The 12,512-nt window shown below is 52.2% G+C and carries 18 protein-coding genes; 5 read left to right on the top strand and 13 right to left on the bottom strand.

Annotation, left to right across the window (positions count from 1 at the left end):
- The first annotated feature begins 18 nt into the window (after positions 1-18).
- On the top strand, positions 19-909 hold the full coding sequence (locus tag OL236_RS03925; RefSeq protein WP_265071409.1) for a GIY-YIG nuclease family protein: 891 nt from the start codon (positions 19-21) through the stop codon (positions 907-909).
- A gap of 58 nt (positions 910-967) precedes the next feature.
- Positions 968-1,351, top strand: a complete 384-nt coding sequence (locus tag OL236_RS03920; RefSeq protein ID WP_265071408.1) for a hypothetical protein — start codon at positions 968-970, stop codon at positions 1,349-1,351.
- Positions 1,352-1,500: 149 nt separating this feature from the next.
- Here OL236_RS03920 and OL236_RS03915 read toward each other — a convergent pair whose 3' ends face one another.
- The 4 genes from OL236_RS03915 to OL236_RS03900 all read right to left on the bottom strand — a co-directional run bounded on the left by OL236_RS03915 (position 1,501) and on the right by OL236_RS03900 (position 5,067).
- Complete coding sequence (locus OL236_RS03915; protein ID WP_265071407.1) at positions 1,501-1,827, bottom strand: hypothetical protein; 327 nt, start codon at positions 1,825-1,827, stop codon at positions 1,501-1,503.
- Between the two features lie 89 nt (positions 1,828-1,916).
- The gene (locus tag OL236_RS03910) at positions 1,917-3,518 is read right to left on the bottom strand and encodes a terminase large subunit (protein WP_265071781.1); all 1,602 of its coding nucleotides are present in this window, start codon (positions 3,516-3,518) and stop codon (positions 1,917-1,919) included.
- A 61-nt stretch (positions 3,519-3,579) separates the two neighbouring features.
- Entirely contained in the window at positions 3,580-4,065 is a 486-nt protein-coding gene (locus OL236_RS03905) for a gamma-glutamylcyclotransferase family protein (protein WP_265071406.1), read from the bottom strand.
- Positions 4,066-4,140: 75 nt separating this feature from the next.
- The gene (locus OL236_RS03900; RefSeq protein ID WP_265071405.1) at positions 4,141-5,067 is read right to left on the bottom strand and encodes an amidoligase family protein; all 927 of its coding nucleotides are present in this window, start codon (positions 5,065-5,067) and stop codon (positions 4,141-4,143) included.
- 302 nt (positions 5,068-5,369) lie between these two features.
- Here OL236_RS03900 and OL236_RS03895 point away from each other — a divergent pair, with 302 nt between their 5' ends.
- Entirely contained in the window at positions 5,370-6,086 is a 717-nt protein-coding gene (locus OL236_RS03895; protein WP_265071404.1) for a DUF554 domain-containing protein, read from the top strand.
- Positions 6,087-6,167: 81 nt separating this feature from the next.
- Here OL236_RS03895 and OL236_RS03890 read toward each other — a convergent pair whose 3' ends face one another.
- From OL236_RS03890 to OL236_RS03860, 7 genes are all read right to left on the bottom strand, one after another.
- Complete coding sequence (locus OL236_RS03890; protein ID WP_265071403.1) at positions 6,168-6,446, bottom strand: hypothetical protein; 279 nt, start codon at positions 6,444-6,446, stop codon at positions 6,168-6,170.
- A 118-nt stretch (positions 6,447-6,564) separates the two neighbouring features.
- Positions 6,565-6,747: a DUF5049 domain-containing protein gene (locus OL236_RS03885; RefSeq protein WP_265071402.1), complete on the bottom strand. Its 183-nt coding sequence runs from the start codon at positions 6,745-6,747 to the stop codon at positions 6,565-6,567.
- On the bottom strand, positions 6,744-6,980 hold the full coding sequence (locus OL236_RS03880; RefSeq protein WP_265071401.1) for a DUF4314 domain-containing protein: 237 nt from the start codon (positions 6,978-6,980) through the stop codon (positions 6,744-6,746). The genes OL236_RS03885 and OL236_RS03880 overlap by 4 nt, the downstream gene beginning before the upstream one ends.
- Positions 6,964-7,683, bottom strand: coding sequence for a virulence protein (locus OL236_RS03875; RefSeq protein ID WP_265071400.1), 720 nt, complete (start codon positions 7,681-7,683; stop codon positions 6,964-6,966). Before OL236_RS03875 ends, OL236_RS03880 begins: the two co-directional genes overlap by 17 nt.
- A gap of 67 nt (positions 7,684-7,750) precedes the next feature.
- Complete coding sequence (locus tag OL236_RS03870; RefSeq protein WP_265071399.1) at positions 7,751-8,044, bottom strand: prevent-host-death protein; 294 nt, start codon at positions 8,042-8,044, stop codon at positions 7,751-7,753.
- A complete protein-coding gene (locus OL236_RS03865; protein WP_265071398.1) occupies positions 8,045-8,587 on the bottom strand; it encodes an N-acetylmuramoyl-L-alanine amidase family protein in 543 nt (180 codons plus the stop codon).
- Positions 8,587-9,849: a site-specific DNA-methyltransferase gene (locus tag OL236_RS03860; RefSeq protein ID WP_265071397.1), complete on the bottom strand. Its 1,263-nt coding sequence runs from the start codon at positions 9,847-9,849 to the stop codon at positions 8,587-8,589. Before OL236_RS03860 ends, OL236_RS03865 begins: the two co-directional genes overlap by 1 nt.
- Positions 9,850-9,940: 91 nt before the next feature.
- Here OL236_RS03860 and OL236_RS03855 point away from each other — a divergent pair, with 91 nt between their 5' ends.
- Positions 9,941-10,516, top strand: a complete 576-nt coding sequence (locus OL236_RS03855) for a hypothetical protein (protein ID WP_265071396.1) — start codon at positions 9,941-9,943, stop codon at positions 10,514-10,516.
- A 34-nt stretch (positions 10,517-10,550) separates the two neighbouring features.
- The gene (locus OL236_RS03850; protein ID WP_265071395.1) at positions 10,551-11,075 is read left to right on the top strand and encodes a hypothetical protein; all 525 of its coding nucleotides are present in this window, start codon (positions 10,551-10,553) and stop codon (positions 11,073-11,075) included.
- 45 nt (positions 11,076-11,120) lie between these two features.
- Here OL236_RS03850 and OL236_RS03845 read toward each other — a convergent pair whose 3' ends face one another.
- The gene (locus OL236_RS03845; RefSeq protein WP_265071394.1) at positions 11,121-11,681 is read right to left on the bottom strand and encodes a P27 family phage terminase small subunit; all 561 of its coding nucleotides are present in this window, start codon (positions 11,679-11,681) and stop codon (positions 11,121-11,123) included.
- 350 nt (positions 11,682-12,031) lie between these two features.
- Positions 12,032-12,394, bottom strand: coding sequence for an HNH endonuclease (locus OL236_RS03840; protein ID WP_265071393.1), 363 nt, complete (start codon positions 12,392-12,394; stop codon positions 12,032-12,034).
- Positions 12,395-12,512: the final 118 nt, after the last annotated feature.

Raw genomic sequence — 12,512 nt, 5'->3', positions numbered from 1 at the left:
AGGACTAGGGAGAATAAAATGGCACATGGGAAAAACATCAATGTATTTCTTATGGACAACACACCAGTCGGACGCATAAAATGCACCTTATCCAACTGGACTGGCACAGTCTATAAAATTCCAAGAACAGCTCTTGAAAAGTGTACCGATCGTGACGATCTAAAACAAAGCGGTGTATATTTTCTCTTTGGCACATCTGACGAAACCGAAAAACCCCTCGCCTATATAGGACAGGCTGGCATTCGGAAAAATGAAAAAGGCATCCTCTATCGATTGTTTGAGCACAGGAAAAATGATTATTGGAACGAGGTGGTTGTCTTCACTACCTCAAACAACTCTTTCGGTCCTACTGAAATAAGCTTTCTTGAAAATAAGTTTTACAATCTTGCAATAGATGCTCATCGATACGAACTAAAAAATGAAAATGAACCAACACAGGGAAATATAACCGAGGAAAAAGAAAGCGAACTGGAAGAGTTTACCGAAAAAGCCTGTATAATCATGGGCGTATTAGGGCACAAGATTTTCGAGCCACTCTCAACGCCAATATCAGAAGGGACGTTATCACACTCTGCAGAAGAAACAACGGATGTGCTTTTCCGTCTATCAAGAAGAATACGGAAACTCGGTCAAACCATCGAGGCTAACGGCAAGCGTACGGCAGAAGGATTTGTCGTCTTACAGGGAAGCGATGTCTCCCCCGTGGAGGATGAAACAATATCTGCTGGAATAAGCAAGCGCAGAAGAAACGCCCGTATATCCAATGGCATTCTCTTGGAAGATATGCTTTTCTCCAGTCCATCTGCCGCTGCAAAATTTCTTATAGGACAATCTACGAATGGTTTGATGGCTTGGAAAACAGAAAGTGGAACAACCCTCAAAGAATACGAAAAAATGATGCTGAAATGAAAATTGCGATGTTTGCGACGCGAGTCAAATGTAAATCATCGAAACGGAGGAACCCAAAATGAAAAAAATCTTTTCTATCACGGCTTTGATCTTGGCTGTCACCGTTTTCTTGCCGACATACATCTGTGAGGCAAAAGATGTATGGGTAAGCCACTGGAACTCTGAAAACATTGATGTTTATGTAATGGATGATACGCTTAGAGGCGATACATCGGATACAGAAAGACATTTCAAAGTATCGACTAAGAACGTGCGAAACGGAGAATTGCTTGATATCGTCAACTGGACCTTTCTCAAATACAAAACCGATATGTGGAGATATGAAACAAGTACAATGGATGGAACGCATATGACGGTAGTCTTGCCCGGGAATCAGGTATTTAAATTTTGCATGAATGCTTTAGGATGGCCGTACACCGTTAAGGAACACTGGTGCTATTGATCCTCTAAACCTATCAAAAAGCGCACACTATTCCCACAATGAATCGCTCGATTGAGCGCTATGATGATATACCCACCGTATGCTATTCGAAGGATTTATGCGACGAACAGGAGCGCCGCCTTTTCGAGCGGCGCTCCTGTTGTTTCGGCTTAGAAGATTTCGATGCAGGAAAGATTCATGCCGTTGATTTCGGCGGTGAATTTCGCGCCCCGCGCGATCTCGTCGGCGGCTTTCAAAAGTTCCTCCGGCGTGGAGTTTCCGCCCATCTGGCAAATGCTGGCGTTGGCTTTGATATCTCGGAAAACCTTGCGAGCTTCCCAATCCGTCTTCTCGTAATCCGTTTCTTTGCGAATCTCGATGCGGATGCAGGTGTCGCGGTCGCTCGCGTTTGCCCAACCCATCGTGTTTTCCTGCATCGTGAATCCGTACTCGGCGGCCTTGCTCTCGATGATCTCGGCAATTTCCTTCTTCGTCATTTTCTTGTTTCTTCAGTTTTCCCTTTCGGCATGTGTATATTCCCGTACTATCCGAGAAATAGCAAGACCTTATGTGAGTATACAATCCCCTAAAACACCAAAATTCCTCGCTCATCATACACCGACGCAGATGCATCGTTGCCACAGCGAATCGCACGGTCGAGCGCCATAATCAGCGCGATCACGCCGTCAATTCTCTCGGTGGACTTCTCCTTGTCCGCCTTGATGTTCCCCGCTGGGTCTGTGCGGATGAAAATATTGTCTGCCATCCAGCGCAGGACGGGATGCCCGTCGTGCGCTATTTTCTTTTCCAGCGTCAGCTTCATCAACTCCTTCGTCGGCGGACTCATATCCTTGAATCCCTGCCCGAAAGGGACGACGGTGAAGCCCATCCCCTCAAGATTCTGCACCATCTGCACTGCGCCCCATCGGTCGAAGGCGATCTCGCGGATGTTGTACTTCTCGCCCAGTTTCTCAATAAACTTTTCGATGAAGCCATAATGCACGACATTGCCCTCGGTCGTCTGCAGGAAGCCTTGTTTCTGCCATACGTCGTAAGGCACATGATCGCGCCGCACACGCAGGTCGATGTTCTCCTCGGGAATCCAGAAATACGGAAGCACGGCAAAAGACTCATCTTCATCCGTCGGAGGAAATACAAGCACGAATGCTGTGACATCCGTCGTCGACGAGAGGTCAAGACCGCCGTAGCAGACGCGCCCCTTCAAGGCTTCGGCATCCACAGGCATAGCGCACGCATCCCACTTATCCATCGGCATCCAGCGCACGGACTGCTTGACCCATTGGTTCAGGCGAAGCTGACGGAAACTGTTCTCCTCAGCGGGGTTCTGCCGTGCAGAGTCACAAGCCGCCTGTACCTTGTCGATGCCGACCGTGATGCCGAGCGACGGATTCGACCGCTTCCATACCTCGGGATCTGTCCAGTCCTCGTCCTCCTTCGCTCCATAGATGACAGGATAGAAGGTCGGATCAATCTTTCGCCCTTCGAGAATGTCCTTCGCTTTCTGGTGCGTCTCGTAGCAGATAGACTGCGTATCCGTTCCTGCCGTCGTGATAAGGAAGTAAAGCGGCTGCATTCGCGCATCGCCGGAGCCTTTCGTCATAACGTCAAAGAGCTTGCGATTTGGCTGTGTGTGCAATTCGTCGAACACGACACCGTGGATATTGAATCCGTGCTTTGAATAGGCCTCCGCCGAAAGCACCTGATAGAAGCTGTTCGTCGGCAGATACACCATGCGCTTCTGTGAGGCGAGGAGTTTCACTCGCTTGCCGAGCGCAGGGCACATGCGCACCATATCGGCGGCGACCTCGAACACGATGCTCGCCTGCTGACGGTCGGCGGCGCAGCCATAGACTTCGGCGCGCTCTTCCCCATCGCCGCAGCAAAGGAGCAGTGCAACGGCGGCTGCAAGCTCTGATTTTCCTTGCTTCTTGGGAATCTCAACATACGCCGTGTTGAACTGCCGATAGCCGTTCGGCTTCAAGATACCGAAGAGATCGCGGATGATGCGCTCCTGCCAATCGATGAGTTCGAACGGCTTTCCCGCCCATGTTCCCTTCGTGTGGCACAGACACTCGATAAAGCCCACAGCGTAGTCCGCAGCGGCTTTGTCATACTTGGAGCTTTTTGCCATGAACTTTGTCGGCTTGTAGTCCGTCAGTTTCCGCAGTTCATCACCCCCAACGCAAAAGGAGATGCCCGAAAGCATCTCCTCAAACTATATTTCCGTCTCATCTTTTCGCCTTGCGCCCCCACTCCCATGTGTATCCGTAGGCTTCTTCGAGAATCTTCCTGTCGAAGCCGAAGCGACAGTAAGCTCTGTGGAGAATGTCGAAGTACTCCATGGGGGGAATGCCGAGCTTCCTCTCCTCGTGCATGATGTACGCCATGCCGCGCGTCGTGCCGCAGGGCTTTCCGTCGGCATCGGTTTTCACGACTTGAATCGTGCGCTTGTAGTAGAACGTCGGAAATCCCTCGTAGCGGTCAAGCCGCTCCTCGTCCATCTTCGTGATGCGCCAGAGCAGGATCGGCACGTTCTGCCCTTTCTCGCGTTCGATGGTCGCATACGCCCCGGTTTTGCTTCCCTTGAACATCAGCCGCCAGTTCTCTAAACGCCCCGTTCCCAGAAGTTCCGCTTCTGGGCAGCGATGCTGCATCTGCTCCAAGTCCATGTTGGAGCCGTAGGCGATGTACATCTTCGTTTTCATCTTCCTCATCCTTTCCGCTTCCGAAGGAACATCCCTTCTACTGCCCGAAGCCCGCCTGTTGGCGGGCGGGGCTGGCTTCGGCTCTTATGCCGAAGGGGTGCTCCTGCCGAAGCGGAAAGCGGCGTCGCCTGCAAGGTTCTTCGTGAGAATATCCCTTGCCGTGGCAAATTCCCAGCCGATGAAGCCGAGGCGCATCAGCCAGGTTCGCATCGCGAATTTGGGGTTTTCCCTCTGCGGTTCTTTGGGGCTTGCGGTCTTGAGGTTTTTCGCCGCTTCGGAAAGGGCAAGGCAAAGCTGGATGTAGCTCTTGAGTTCGCCTGCGTGGAGGCCGCCCCTGCGCTCTGCCGTGGGGTTCGCGAATTGGAAGAGGCGGAATTCGATGGTGCCTTTGGTGAAGGTCGCGTGGAGGTTCAGGCAATGGTATCTTGATCCGTTGTAGCGGTGCTCTCTGCCCTCTCTTGCGCTGTTTCCTTCGTACCAGATGTCCGCGAGTTTTTCCATCGTCTGGGGCTTTTCCTTGTTGAGGCGGTCGAGGAAGGTGCGGTTCACCGTGCGGCAGTAGCGTCCGAGTCGGCTCTGGTCGATGCGCATGGCGGCGATCAGGAAGCTTTCGTGGCTTGCCATCAGGTTGGCGAGGTTTCTGAGTGTCTGCGCCGTGTGGCTGCCCTTGCCGATGTGGATGTGTACGCCGCACATGTGGGCGGGGTTGCTCTTCGCTCTCGCGTGGCGCAGTCTCCGCAGGAGTTCCTGCAGGCGCTCGATGTCCTCGTAGTGCAGGATGGGCGTGACCAGTTCGGTCTGCTCAGTGCTGCTTGCGGCTTCGATGCTGACGTCGCGCTGGAATTTCCACTCGCGTCCCTGGTCGTCCCATGCGCTCCAAGTGCAGTAGCCGTTGCACCTTGCCGTGTCTTTGAAGTCTCCCGTTCCGAAGAAGTCTGCCGCGATTGCCGCTGCGTCCCTGCGGCTGATGCCGTACATCTCGACTTCCACGCCGATAGTCTGCTTCTTCATGTTCTCGATCTGCCTTGCCGTCGCTGCCTTCATTTTTGAAATCCCCTTTCTTTGCTTGCCCTGTTTTCTGTTTTCATGTACATATATGCCTCTAAAAGACACATATAGCAAGCGAATATTCGTGTATACTTGGGGATTTTCAAGAGATTTTTTCGACAATTTCTCGGCGTATCTTCCGTTTGGCAGAACAATGTGACAATTAAACTTGCAATCTTCCCGGTTTTTGTACTCATGCAATGACTGTTTACATACATCACACAATGAGGTACAATGGATTCTCTAGCGTGAAAGGATGTGGAAATATGCCCGGAATTGGCGTTGCCGCGAATGTGATTGCTGTTGTGCTTGGCGGCCTCCTTGGACTTGGGTGCGGGCGCTTCCTTGCGGAGCGATTCCACCAGACCATCATGCGAGCCTGTGCGCTCGCCGTGATCTTCCTTGGACTCGGCGGAGTACTCAGCAAAATGCTCGTGATCGACACAGACGGCCGGATTTCCTTCATCGGTATCGACATGATGCTCGCCGCCCTCATCGGCGGAGCGATCATCGGCGAGATCCTCAACATCGAGGATTGCATGACTTCTTTCGGCGCATGGCTGAAACGCATCTCAGGCAGCACGGGCGACACGCATTTCATCAACGGCTTTGTCTCCGCCTCGCTCACTATCTGCGTCGGCGCGATGTCGGTCATCGGTGCAGTGAACGACCGCCTGCTCGCCGATCCCTCTGTCCTCTTTGCGAAAAGCGTCCTCGACGGCATTGTCATCCTCCTGCTCACGGCGACGCTCGGAAAGGGCTGCATCTTCTCCGCGCTCTCCGTCGGCATCTTCGAAGGTGCGGTCTTCCTCGCGGCGGGTGTGATCGAGCCGTTCATGACGAACGCCGCGCTCCATAATCTCAGCTATGTGGGCAACATCCTCATTTTCGCCGTCGGTACGAATCTCATGACCCTCCCCTACATCCGCGTCGCGAACTTCCTCCCCGCACTCGTGATCGCGGTCGTATGGGGCGTAATGTAGCTCCTCCTCTGCCCCGAATACTATTCTGGAACTATGTATTATAAAGGTCAGGAGGAGCGGCTGTCATTTATCAGTGCTTCCTTAGATGTGCGCCATGCACCAAGCCATCGCGTGGCCGCCGTCCTCGAAAAGCTCAGTGGCGGCTTCGACAAGGTTCAGGCGGCATTCGATGTCCGCGAATCCCGTTTCCGCAGGCGTTTCGACCATCTCGTAGACCGCTGCGTGGAAGCCCCGAAACTCGCGCCCGACCACGAGAACCTGTTCGCCATACCGCAGTACCGCACCGCATGTTGAAAAGCGCATTTCTTCGAGCTTTTCCATCGTGCCTTCCTTCGGCCATCTTGCTTCTGCGTTTTTCATTTTCTTTTTCTCGCTTTCTGTGTGGCATTATTTTCTTCGTTCATGTGTATATATGCCTCAAAGCGAGGATGATAGCAAGTCATATTTCCGTGAAAGTCCGGCACAGGATGGAAGATTTTCAAGGCGGCTCCTCTCCCGTCAGAATGAAGTGTACGTACGCTTCTCGATGCTCCTCGATGAAGCAGACCAGTTCGTAGAAGCCGCTCTCGAATGCCATGCGCTGGACGGCAGGAACGTCGAACATATTCACGCTCCCGGTATCGCGAATGGTCATAATCTGGCGAAAAATCACATCGCTCATGGATTGCTTCCTCCTCTCACGATGCGGAAGGAATCGACATCCGGGATGAGATTCAGCGTGGAGCCTGTTTGCCAATGCACGAGAATCTGCCCCGCGTCGTCTACGCCCTGCACTTCACCCAAGGTTCTAGGCGGCGGGGCTTGCGCGTCCTCCATCGAGATAAGCTCCACCGTCGTTCCTGCCGGGTACATTCGCCGAAGCGCGGCGATCTGCTCCCTACTCGGAAACTTCATGGCTTGCCACCTCCCTTCGATGCCCACATTTGAAGGCACTGCTGCCTGTGAGGTTCTGCAGCAAAATCCTGCGGCTCGTCTTGTAATCATCGCCGATCATGCCAAGGCGCAGGAGGAAGCAGCGGAAGGCGTACTTCTCGTTCTCCACGGCCTTCTCTTTTGCCACGGCGCGTTTCTGCTTCTGCGCCATTTCGCAGAGCTTGCTGATGAAATCCGTGTAGGCGCGTACCGTATCTTCGGCGATCTTCCCATGAAACCATGCGAATTTGATCGTCTCTTCGGTCAGCGTGTACGTCGCCTTCTCAATGTTGAACGCTTTTTGAATCAGCTTCCCTTTGCTGGCAAGGAGCGCGTCCAGATTCTTCAGCGCCGTTTCCGTGAAAGAGCTGCGCGGGAGGCTGATGGTGAGGCTGTTCTCGTCATCGGTCGTTGCCTCTTCCTCGGATTCTGCCATCGCCACCTCGAATGGATCTTCCTCCGCGACAAAGCCCACCTCTCGAAGTGCCGTGCGCACGCGCTCGACTTCCGCTTCATCCGCATCGTCGGCAAAGCAGAGGCATCCGTCTCGCGTGATTTCGAACGCTCCCACCCTGTAGGAAAATGATGGTGCGCCGCAATAGGAAGCCGTCACGCCGAGCGCCTTGCCGACTACTTCGACCAACTTCTTCCGCTGCTCTTTCGTGATGCTGTAATGAATCTTCATGGTGCATTCCTCCCTTGAAATAGTTTCACTACATACATCCCTCAAAAGCAGAAATATAGCAAGCGGTTTATGCCCGATTCGTGGTATTTTGCACCGCCGTCATGCGGTCGAGCATATTGCCCGCAAGCCAGAGTGCCCCCTGCACCACGCCCGGCAGGAACACGCAGTCTCGGAAGCGGCACCAGCCCGTTTCCTTCTCGGCGCTTTCCTTCAGAGCGGCGATGTAGGCAGATGCGATTTCCTTCGCTGTGGGAAGCCCCTTCTCCTTGACCCAGAGTACTGCCGCCTCTTTCGCTTCTTTTCGCACGAAGTCCACCGCATGAACCTTCAGCTCGCTTTGCAGCATTTTCCAATCCACCATCTAAAAAACCTCCTGTTCGTAATCCGTTACGCCGCGTGCGATGGCACGGGCAAATTCATCCTGTTTGTCGCGCAGAAGCTGTGCATCCTGTTCGTTGTCGATAAAGGCAAGCTCCACCAAGACCGCTGTCGCGCCCGTGTTGTTCAGAACATACAAGCCGTTGACGCCGGGCTTCGCGCCTTTGCTGCCGCGATCTGCCGTGCCGAGCACATCGACGATCTGATGGCGAATGCAATCGGCAAGCATTTCTCCGTATGCGCTTCGGTGGTAATACCAGACTTCCGTGCCTCGCGCATTCCCGTTGCAGGCATTGCAGTGGATGGAGATGAAAAGGTCGGCTTCGCTCTCGTTGGAGGCATCGACGACTTCCTCCAAACTGTCCGATTGGAGATTTCCCACGACCTCCACACCTGCGGCAGTGAGATAGCCCGCCACCAAATCTGCGACATTCTTTGCAATGTCGCATTCCCTAATCCCCCAGCCGCAGGCTCCGGGATCCGGCTCTCCGTTTGGGGCGTGTCCTGGATTCAAAAATACACGCATCACTCTTCCTCCTTTGATTTCGCTACATTCACATACGGAATACGCTCTCCATCGCGCTCCAAATACACATCTTCTGGCACTCCATCTTTGCTCTGAATGTATCTTTCCACCGCTACATCCACGAACTTCGGCTCAAGCTCCACGCCGTAGCAGATGCGCCCCAACTGCTCACAGGCGATGAGCGTCGATGCCGAGCCGAGGAAACCGTCGAGCACGATGCCGTTTGTCTGCGTACACTGCTTGATGAGATATGCCAGAAGCGGCACGGGCTTCGAGGACGGATGACCGCAGCCGTCCTTTTTCGAGTCCTTGATGCGGTCGAAAGAAAAGACTGTCGTCTGCTTCTGGTCGCCGTACCACTTATGCTTGCCATCCTTGCGCCAGCCCCAGATGATGGGTTCGTGGATGTACTTCCAGTCCGTACGCGTGAGTACGAGGCGATCCTTCTTCCACACAAGTCCCGCACCAACTTTAAAGCCCGCATCTTCATAAGCGTCATGAAAGATGCAGGCTTTTGCCGTTGCGTAGAATACGTAGATGGAAGCATCCACTGCCATCGCGGAGTGGAATGCCGTGAAGGCAGATTTGAGAAATTCGTAGGCGTCCTTGTCATTCAAATCGTCGTTCTTGATTTTCCCCGACGTGCTTTCGAGCTTCACCATATACGGCGGGTCCGTGCAGACGAGGTTGACCTTCTCGTTGCCGAGCAGACGCTCATAGCTTTCGAGTTTTGTCGAATCTCCGCAGAGGACGCGATGCTTTCCCAGATGCCAAAGGTCGCCCGGTTGAGTGACACAAGGTTTCTGCAATTCGGCATCCACATCAAAATCGTCCTCCTGCGCTTCGTCGTCCGTTGAGAGCAAATCGGCAATCTCCGCTTCGTCGAAGCCGGTGAGAGATACATCGAAGTCCATGCCCTGCAAGGCTTCCATCTCGATGCGTAGCATTTCCTCGTCCCATCCCGCATCGAGCGCGAAGCGGTTATCCGCGAGGATGTAGGCTTTCTTCTGCGCTTCGGTCAGATGCTCGGCAAAGACACAAGGTACGCTCTCCATACCCTCCGCCTTGGCAGCAGCAACACGTCCGTGCCCTGCGAGGATGCCATAGTCCTTGTCGATGATGACGGGATTGATGAAGCCGAACTCGCGCAGACTGCCGCGCAGCTTGTTGATCTGCTCCTGCGAATGTGTCCGTGCGTTGTTGGCATAGGGCACGAGTTTGTCGATGGGTACGAGCTTCATCTCAGATGTTGTTTTATCCAATCTTTAACCTCCTTCTTGATCGAGCAGGATTTTTTACGGCTATTGCCGAATCAATTTGTGTAGATTACTCTCGGGAAAGGATTGATATGAGATGCTAAACAGAGCGGTCAGCCAATGTATCTGTTTTCTCTCCATCCTCATCTGTATACCGGCAATTTCATATGCCATAGAAGCCCCTCCAATCAACCGACCAAGTGCTCGTGTTATCTTCAAAGCACAACTATGTTCCATCAACAATCGCTTCCCCACGCTTTCTTTTGTTCGCATAGGATTAGGTGAGCATATAAACTTGGTAGATGCAGAATATCTTCTTGGAAAAGCAGTAAACTCATCCGGGCCTATTCAAGTGGGAAGAACTCGCGTTGAACAGATTATGTTCAATTACGGTACGATCACGACAATAGACAATCATATAAGTACTATCAAAGTGTATCCCCGAATAGTCAATGGAAAAAATGAAAGCCCAGATATCGAAAACTTTGCTGCAATCGGTTGGCCAGAATCCAAAGTAAAAGAATCATGCGGAAATCCGAACACGATAATTCAAAATGAACCATCCGTGAAAACCTTTGTTTATACCAATACAGTAAACTATGTTCTGCTGGACATAGATAACGATACAAGAAAGGTTATATCCTATGAGATTGGATTCGAACAATCAAAGTAGAATCTTTTAGCTACCAGAAAAGAGGAACTAAACCATGAAAAAGATGATATTCTCTCTACTCAGCATTTTTTTGCTTTCTGTCATGACAGCATATGCCAGCCCCTACGAAGGCTATGATATTACCAATAAAGAACGGATATACAAAAACACAACGGGGACAATCCCGGCATTTCCAAAACAAGGCGACAAGATACAAGATAACTATATGTACGGGGACATGAATTATCCTCTCGTAGGGCTTACTGAATACGGAACTATTTTTTTGGATAAGACGAGCTGTAAGTATGAGCTCTCAGATGGTGTGGCAATTATTTCCTGTCTGGTCTATTATGGCTCGGGTGGTGCCGATGGCCATGGAAATGCTGCTAAGCATTCTCCGGAGGTCATGCGCTTCAGCACATATAAGACAGATAAAAGAGTCATAAGGTTCTTGAGTGCTGTTTCCCCCAATACCGGAAGAAATTCTACCGAAACTACCTACAAAAACGATAATGGATTTTTAAATGGACTGTTCTGGTATTGTGCAGGAGTACTTGACCTGAGCCAAGATCTCGATTAACCGTAGCACAAACCAAGAAGCGCTATCTACGGATTGGTGCTTCTTTTATTTCCTCGATCGGAGCAGCTGCTCCATTCGGTCTTCCTGCGGCGAGCCGCTGAACGTCGTCGTGCAGTTCTGCTTCACGATGTCGAAAATCTCGTACCAGAGCAAGTTGGACTGCTTCTGGAATGCCTGCCCCATCTGAACGAAGGGGCTTGCAATCGCGCCGCCTGTCGTCGGATGCTTGCCGATAAGCCCGTATTGGCTCACAGCTTCCTCGCATTGGATGAAACGGGCGAAGGCCTGCGCGTAACTTTCGAGCAAGCGTGGATTCACCAATCGCTCGCATCCTCGCTCCTTGAGCCACAGCCATGTTTCGCGGAAAATATCATCCGCGCCGAGCGGCTTACCGTTTCGTTGCCGTGCCGACAGGTACTCGCTCGGATTCGGCATATCTGCACCGAAAAGCTCTGCTGCATCTGCAAGGTCTGCTCCGTCCAGTTCCATCATGGGAAGCTCCATGATGTTTGCCGCCCTGCCGCCTGCAATCTTGTCCACCAGAGCGTCGGGCTTGTCTCCCGCACGGATGCGCCTGCCGCCTCGGTGCGTGCCGTCCTTCGCCATCGTTTCACCTCGTTTCTTTAATACCCCGTTTGAACTGGTCTTTTTTCGCGCGTGATCCATCGCCGGTCCAGCAATGGCGCGGTTTTGGAGATTTTACCTCCCCCCGGGGGCTAAACTAGACTTTTCACGCGAAATGATGTATAATTTAGTTGCTCCAGGGAGTCCAACAATACTTGCAACAAACTCTAAAGATAATGCCTGACATGGAGCACTTAGGTTCATTATCTATCAAAGGAGTGTTGCCTATGGTATCTAACATTTCAACAACAGTGTCTTTTATCACCATGTTGATTTCAACGTATACGGGTATTGACGGACTCAGCCTAGACTTTTATGACCGTAGCATTTCGCTACGGTCTATTTTTTTCACATCTTCTATGATGAATCCGCTCATGACACGACACGCAGAGCGACATGAGATTGCTCTCGTCATGCGTGCCGCCATCGCCGAGCGGCTTGATGTGATGCACGAGCGTCGCCGCCACAAAGCGTCCGTGCGCTCTGCACATCTCGCACAGCGGTTCTCGCATCAAATGACGGTCGCGAATCCTACGCCACGCACTGCCGTACCGCTCATGCTGTCTGTAGCCACGAGTGAATCGTTCGTAGTGCCGCTGCATCGGCTTCTCGTGCTTCTCGCAGTAGCCGCTCTTCTTGTCTGTTAGATTCGGGCAGCCTGTTATGCGGCACGGGCGTTTCGGTTTCCTCGGCATCTCGCACCTCCAACAAAAAAGCCACCGACGGGATTTCTCCCTCGATGGCTTCTTCCTATTCTTGCTGATTCTATCATATCAAAATCAACCTAGTGAACGCAATATGAACCTTTGTGAA

Source organism: Selenomonas sputigena (assembly GCF_026015965.1).
Taxonomy (GTDB): domain Bacteria; phylum Bacillota; class Negativicutes; order Selenomonadales; family Selenomonadaceae; genus Selenomonas.
This window is presented reverse-complemented; position numbering and strand designations above follow the sequence as displayed.

Excerpts from the sequence above, each read along its gene's own strand:
- OL236_RS03925 (WP_265071409.1), top strand. The coding sequence starts at position 19 with ATGGCACATGGGAAAAACATCAATGTATTTCTTATGGACAACACACCA.
- OL236_RS03920 (WP_265071408.1), top strand. The coding sequence starts at position 968 with ATGAAAAAAATCTTTTCTATCACGGCTTTGATCTTGGCTGTCACCGTT.
- OL236_RS03915 (WP_265071407.1), bottom strand. The coding sequence starts at position 1,827 with ATGACGAAGAAGGAAATTGCCGAGATCATCGAGAGCAAGGCCGCCGAG.
- OL236_RS03905 (WP_265071406.1), bottom strand. The coding sequence starts at position 4,065 with ATGAGGAAGATGAAAACGAAGATGTACATCGCCTACGGCTCCAACATG.
- OL236_RS03900 (WP_265071405.1), bottom strand. The coding sequence starts at position 5,067 with ATGAAGAAGCAGACTATCGGCGTGGAAGTCGAGATGTACGGCATCAGC.
- OL236_RS03895 (WP_265071404.1), top strand. The coding sequence starts at position 5,370 with ATGCCCGGAATTGGCGTTGCCGCGAATGTGATTGCTGTTGTGCTTGGC.
- OL236_RS03890 (WP_265071403.1), bottom strand. The coding sequence starts at position 6,446 with ATGAAAAACGCAGAAGCAAGATGGCCGAAGGAAGGCACGATGGAAAAG.
- OL236_RS03885 (WP_265071402.1), bottom strand. The coding sequence starts at position 6,747 with ATGAGCGATGTGATTTTTCGCCAGATTATGACCATTCGCGATACCGGG.
- OL236_RS03880 (WP_265071401.1), bottom strand. The coding sequence starts at position 6,980 with ATGAAGTTTCCGAGTAGGGAGCAGATCGCCGCGCTTCGGCGAATGTAC.
- OL236_RS03875 (WP_265071400.1), bottom strand. The coding sequence starts at position 7,683 with ATGAAGATTCATTACAGCATCACGAAAGAGCAGCGGAAGAAGTTGGTC.
- OL236_RS03870 (WP_265071399.1), bottom strand. The coding sequence starts at position 8,044 with ATGGTGGATTGGAAAATGCTGCAAAGCGAGCTGAAGGTTCATGCGGTG.
- OL236_RS03865 (WP_265071398.1), bottom strand. The coding sequence starts at position 8,587 with ATGCGTGTATTTTTGAATCCAGGACACGCCCCAAACGGAGAGCCGGAT.
- OL236_RS03855 (WP_265071396.1), top strand. The coding sequence starts at position 9,941 with ATGCTAAACAGAGCGGTCAGCCAATGTATCTGTTTTCTCTCCATCCTC.
- OL236_RS03850 (WP_265071395.1), top strand. The coding sequence starts at position 10,551 with ATGAAAAAGATGATATTCTCTCTACTCAGCATTTTTTTGCTTTCTGTC.
- OL236_RS03845 (WP_265071394.1), bottom strand. The coding sequence starts at position 11,681 with ATGGCGAAGGACGGCACGCACCGAGGCGGCAGGCGCATCCGTGCGGGA.
- OL236_RS03840 (WP_265071393.1), bottom strand. The coding sequence starts at position 12,394 with ATGCCGAGGAAACCGAAACGCCCGTGCCGCATAACAGGCTGCCCGAAT.